The 2,576-nt window shown below is 38.2% G+C and carries 4 protein-coding genes and 1 pseudogene; all 5 read left to right on the top strand.

Annotation, left to right across the window (positions count from 1 at the left end):
- The coding region (locus QLG09_RS22250; protein WP_282489421.1) for an ADP-ribosylglycohydrolase family protein at window positions 1-197 on the top strand (197 nt) is incomplete at its 5' end.
- Window positions 198-457: 260 nt separating this feature from the next.
- A complete protein-coding gene (locus QLG09_RS22245; protein ID WP_020883477.1) occupies window positions 458-805 on the top strand; it encodes an immunity protein Tsi6 family protein in 348 nt (115 codons plus the stop codon).
- A gap of 16 nt (window positions 806-821) precedes the next feature.
- Window positions 822-1,007 (top strand): annotated as a pseudogene (locus QLG09_RS22240) (ADP-ribosylglycohydrolase family protein); the annotation flags it as partial.
- A gap of 300 nt (window positions 1,008-1,307) precedes the next feature.
- The gene (locus QLG09_RS22235; RefSeq protein WP_032669863.1) at window positions 1,308-1,688 is read left to right on the top strand and encodes an immunity protein Tsi6 family protein; all 381 of its coding nucleotides are present in this window, start codon (window positions 1,308-1,310) and stop codon (window positions 1,686-1,688) included.
- A gap of 32 nt (window positions 1,689-1,720) precedes the next feature.
- A partial coding sequence (locus QLG09_RS22230) for an ADP-ribosylglycohydrolase family protein (RefSeq protein WP_282489420.1) occupies window positions 1,721-2,576 on the top strand: 856 nt, incomplete at its 3' end.

The raw sequence follows: 2,576 nt of genomic DNA, 5'->3' as shown, positions 1-2,576 counted from the left end.
GAGATGCTATTCTGTTGGCCGCCAATCTTGCCGATGATGCTGACAGCGTTGCGGCGACGGCAGGACAAATAGCGGGAGCATTATATGGTTATTCTGGTATTCCGTCGGAGTGGAAAAACAAACTTGTACAACACGAGCGTATCGCCAAAATGGCAGGTGAACTGTTCGATAGAGCTCCTGAGGATAATTTTTTATAATTGAATAATTCATATGGCACGGCTATTGTAGCGTGCCATTGAGTTGAAGGGAAAATGTTGGGTTAATGTGAAGTAACATGTGAGGAAAACAACTCACTTTGCCAGCATAGAAAATATACTGAATTATGCAAAAAAAGTAGAGTAGTTCGGTAATATTGCTTCCTGTACCTGGTATTTGGCTAGTTAAAAAAATATTTCTACCAGCCAAAAGGTAGGGGGGTACAGAATTTATTCAGATAAAAATATGTCTAAGAGTGCTCATGAATAAAGAAAATTATAACGAGCTGAATTATATCAATGATGCCATTGATATAATCAATAAACGATTGGAAACAAAACCTGATTTTTCACTGTATGTTATGGTGAAGTGCCAGTTGGATTATATTAAATCTGTTTTGGTTGGCGCTGAAAAAGATAAAAGTAAATTACATTCATTGAATCTTGGAGTACTTGCATCTAAAGAATTTGATACAACAGATGCCGAACTTGCTGAGCATTTATCTAATGCTAATTATATAGCTTCGCAGATGGGGAAAGGATTGAAGATCATTCTTCCTCATGAACAAGATGTGGAATATTTGAAAAGACAAAAAAGATATCGTAAGTGATAGGCAGTTTTTTTGAATTCTGCTGGCCGCCAACCTTGCCTATGACGCTGACATCGTTGCGGCGACGGTGGGGCAAATAGCTGGAGCATTATATGGTGATTCCGGTATTCCCCAGGATTGGAAAAATAAACTCGAACAACACGAACGTATCGCCACAATGGCAGGTGAACTATTCGATAGAGCACTTGAGGATAATTTCTAGTAATTGTATAAATCATATGGCGCGGCTATTATAGCGTGCCATTAAGTTGAATAGAAAATGTTGTGTTGATGCGAAGTTGGATGTGAGACGAAACAACTTACTTTTCCAGTGTTGAAATATGTCGAAATATCAAGTGGACCATATTTGATGATAGTCACTCATTAATAAAGAAAGTGATTTTTTAATTTCCCCTCTTAATTCTATTATCTTCCTTTAATAAAATGTGGTGACTGATTTTATCAGGCAGAAGTGGTCGGGAATAATAGGCGCGCTCTCACTCTAATAATTTGACTCAATATAATGAATGAAATAACAGCCTTGGATTATGTTGAAAAAACATTAAGTTTATCTCAAAAGAGATATGCTGAAGTTAGAAAAAGTAATCCCCAATCCCCGCTTTTGCAAATGTACGACTCTACAGTACAACAATTATTATTTCTGCGGGACCTAATCGAAGGCAAGGAAAAGGATAAGGCGAAATTATGGAAAATGACGTTCGGTATGTATGCAGCTAAGGAGTTTGATAATTCGGATGAGTTGTTTTTTGAAAGGTTGTCGGATGCCTGGTTTATTGTTGATCAAATCCGCCGAGGATTAAAGGTTAGGCTCCCGCATGAGGTTGATGCCAATTATAGAATAAAACAACAAAATCTTAAAATGAAATATCCTGATGAATTTTAGGGTTGATATTAGATATATTTTATTATGGGTGGATGGTGATTGATTTACATGCTAATTTGAATGTATTGTTAAAATATGTAGATAGATATCGTAAGTACTTACCTGTTAGTAGTCTTTCAGTCCAGCAGAAAATGCAGTATAAATATAATGATAAACTATTAGAATCATCTTTTGATTGCGATGCCCAAAAACAATGGGACTTAACACCATCATGCAACATCTCACTAGTGGAATCGCGAGATCGTGCTGTTGGTGCGCTTATTGGTCTTGCTGTTGGAGATGCTGTAGGGACGACGCTCGAATTTCTACCTCGTGACAGAGCATACGTCAAAGATATGACAGGAGGTGGGCCATTTCGACTTCGCGCAGGCGAATGGACGGATGACACATCCATGGCATTATGTCTTGCGGAAACGCTTCTTGAGAAGGGTGATGCTGATACTATATGCTTCAGGAATAAGCTTCTGGAATGGTATCAGCATGGTTATAACAGTTCAAATGGCATCTGTTTTGATATAGGTAATACAACTCGCTTTGCTTTAGAACAATATTTAACTGTTGGTCCTGGGTGGAGCGGTAATACTTCGCCAGAAACTGCAGGTAATGCTTCTATTATCAGACAAGCGCCTGTCTCAATTTTTTTTAGAAAGTCATTAAGCAAAGCGTTTTATGAGGCTAAAAAACAGAGCATCGCCACGCACGGTGCCGCGGAAGCAATAAATAGCACACAGTATTTAAGTTATTTACTTGTACATATGATTAATGGCAGCAATAAAGATTTTGTTTTTGCTCCACACGTCATGCCGCTTCAGCCACGTGTAATGATTATCAACGCGGGTGAATATAAGCAAAAAACTCGCGATCAGATTCGTTCAAGTGGTTATGTCA

The sequence above is a fragment of the Enterobacter sp. V89_11 genome, assembly GCF_029967775.1.
Taxonomy (GTDB): domain Bacteria; phylum Pseudomonadota; class Gammaproteobacteria; order Enterobacterales; family Enterobacteriaceae; genus Enterobacter; species Enterobacter ludwigii.
The sequence above is the reverse complement of the archived record's forward strand: the minus strand, read 5'-3'. Positions and strand labels throughout refer to the sequence as shown.